Consider the following 2973-nt stretch of genomic DNA (forward strand, 5'->3'; position numbering starts at 1 on the left):
AATTATATTTTAAATGGCATTAAGTTTTCGACATTTCAAGTGCGTAAGTCCTAATATTATCTTATAGTTATATTTTTTGACATTTTCAATAAATCATGGTTCGATATTTCCTGAGCGCAATGGTATCACTACCTGAACATACAGTATGATCTTACAGGTCAGTGCCTCGTGACCAGTTATTCGATCATGGATTAATCTTCCCCCGCTGCACAAGATCCTACTCACTGCACAAGATCCTTACTATTGAAAGTTTATTTTTATCGTAATTTTTCGCGTTTTTTGCATATTATTTGTACGTTATTTGTACATTCTTTTGTATATTTCTTTATGCGTTTCTTTGTAAGTTTCTTTGTTCATTATTTCTTCGATTCAAAAATACATTCTTTTCCAGAACAAAGTCCTTCACTTTCAAGTTCAAGAGTTGAATGCTCTATATGATGCTCCTCTAATTTGCTTTTAATAGCTTGCCTCATTTTATCCGGTGTTTGTAGATATTTGTCTTCCACAACAACATGAGATGTTAAAAGGTCGGTTTCTCCTTCCAGAGACCATACATGGAGATCATGAACCATCTTCACTCCTTCAACCGACAAGATAGATTTTTTAATCTCGTCAATATCGATATATTCAGGGACACCTTCCAGAAGAAGATTTAATACTTCTTTTGTGTTTTTAGAAACTCCCCATAATACAAAGACAGTGAATCCTATTGTCATTATAGGATCGATAACGGGTTTGTTCCAGAACCTCATGATTATTGACCCGGTAAGCAGAACTATCCATCCCAAAATGTCCTCCAGAAGATGCCAGGATAATACTTTCTCACTCTGGCTCATCCCTTTCTTTAATCGAAAATATCCAAGTCCATTTATAGTGACTCCAATGACTGCAATTAAAACCATTCCTTCGGCGTTTACAGGTTCCGGACTGATTAGACGCGGGATAGCCTGAGTAAGTACAAACAACGATCCGGTTACCAGTACAATAATAGTAAATGTTGCAGATAAAAGAGATAACCTTCTATATCCAAAAGTCATTTTACTTGTTGCAGGTTTTTTTGCTTTCTTTTCTGCGTACCAGGCTATTATTAACGCAAAACTGTCAGCAAAATCATGCAATGCATCAGCTATCAGTGCTAAGCTGTTTGTTAAGAATCCTCCGATCAGTTCTATGACTGTGAAGAGTATGTTCAAAGCTGCAGCAAGCCCTACATTTTTTTCTCTATCACCCATATACTCCACCAAATAATTTGCTATCCCCAGTTGAGTTTATCCTATATGAAAACAATTCATTATTATCATAAATGTTACTATATAGAATAATGAAAGTATGAGTCAGAATTATAAAACCTTTCTTGAATTCAGGGATATGAAATAGGCAACGATGGAAGTCAAAATCTATACATTTATTCAATTTTTTAGATCTTCCATTTTTTAGATCTTCTATTTTTTAGATTTTCCATTTTTTAGATTTCGGAGCACTAAAAAGATGTAAAAATGACAAAGTTTCACATCGAGCCTATTCCAAAACCAATATAATGCCAGAATAGGAGTTATAATATTGGCGGTAATAGTAGATTAGATAATGTTTTGGGATAGGTTCTGTATGTGAAAAAAATAAATCCTGTTTTTTATAATGGAGAAAAAAGATACACAATTTAAAAATAATCATTAATATTAAAATGTTCTTTGCTAAAAAAACATTTTATATGAGAATATTATTTGCCTGGGACTAATTTTTTATATAGTTTATTTTAAATAAGTTTGGGAATAATTATAGTTTGTAACTCCACTAGAATAAGAGAACAGATTCAACCTCACGAGAACAAGAGAGTAAACCCAAATAAACGGATAAAAACGAATAGACAGAACGCTAAGACAAAAAGAAGAAGTCAACACAAATGGGAACTGACTGGGGTATGTGAGTAAAGAATTGCCTGGAAGATGTTCTAATTCAAAGATATATTGAGGGTATGTCTCTGAATTACTTTACCGGGGGATAGGTAATAGGAACAAAAAATCTTTCAGGTTTTCTCTAATCTTTTTTAACTACTTTTAAACTACTTTTAAACCATTTTTAAACCATTTTTAAACCACTTTTTTATATAGAAACCTTGGATTTTTTACTTCATTTTATACAGGACTACTGCAAGCAGGCTACCTGCTCCGTAATATACTTCAAAGCCTGGTAGTTCCAAGATATTTTTTTAATCAGCTTGTGGTCCCTTATTCTCTATACTGTTTTTATTAATTGTCTCAGGATAATCAACCTCTGTTTTCGTTAATCAGTACTAGAGAAGGATTTACAATTTTCAAAGATTACAAAAAAAGAGATTAGCTTAAAACAACTTCACGATACAAGGAAATCCCTTGCCAGATTTTAAGTCCTGCTCAGTTCTATTTTTGAAAAACGTCGCTGGTGGGAAGTTTCATGAAAACAGCTGTTGTTGTATCGAGAGCAGCATTTCTGTTCTCAAGCTCAAACCCAGGAATATACCTACACTCCTGTTTACGGTAATGAAATGAAAATGATATTCAGGAACATTGATGTCCTGCAAATACCAGAACTCTTCTCTTTGTTATTGATGAAGGTAAACTTGAGACCACAAATTAGAATGAGTTCAGGAAATAACCAATGTTCACTGATGTGGAAAAGATTTTTTATTTCAAGAAAGCTTTTAAAAAGGAGTATGACTTGTGAATTTTTAATTATCTACTAATTAATTCTTTGTTCCTATTGTTTTCAAAACTGAATAATGCTTAAGATAGGGTATCGAAAGATTTCGTAGGTTCAAATCTACACTTCGCACTGAACTTCAAGGTAATAGGGATCTCTTATTTTTAGTGTGCAACTGACAGATTTTTATAGTACACATTTTTCAAATGTTTTCATGTGTCCTCAGTTATTGTAGCGGATTAAAATCAAAGTTGCGCTGGCGCACCCCGCTGCAAGCAACGGGGTATGTCCGCGCCA

General features: G+C 33.5%; 1 protein-coding gene. It reads right to left on the bottom strand.

Translation table 11 applies throughout. The annotated features are described in order from the left end of the window. Nucleotides 1-356: 356 nt before the first annotated feature. The gene (locus ASJ81_RS10605; protein ID WP_095644430.1) at nt 357-1232 is read right to left on the bottom strand and encodes a cation diffusion facilitator family transporter; all 876 of its coding nucleotides are present in this window, start codon (nt 1230-1232) and stop codon (nt 357-359) included. Nucleotides 1233-2973 lie beyond the last annotated feature (1741 nt).

It is taken from the genome of Methanosarcina spelaei (assembly GCF_002287235.1).
GTDB lineage: Archaea > Halobacteriota > Methanosarcinia > Methanosarcinales > Methanosarcinaceae > Methanosarcina > Methanosarcina spelaei.

What these genes read in the sequence shown, in the direction of transcription:
- ASJ81_RS10605 (WP_095644430.1), bottom strand. Translation starts at nt 1,232, where the DNA reads ATGGGTGATAGAGAAAAAAATGTAGGGCTTGCTGCAGCTTTGAACATA.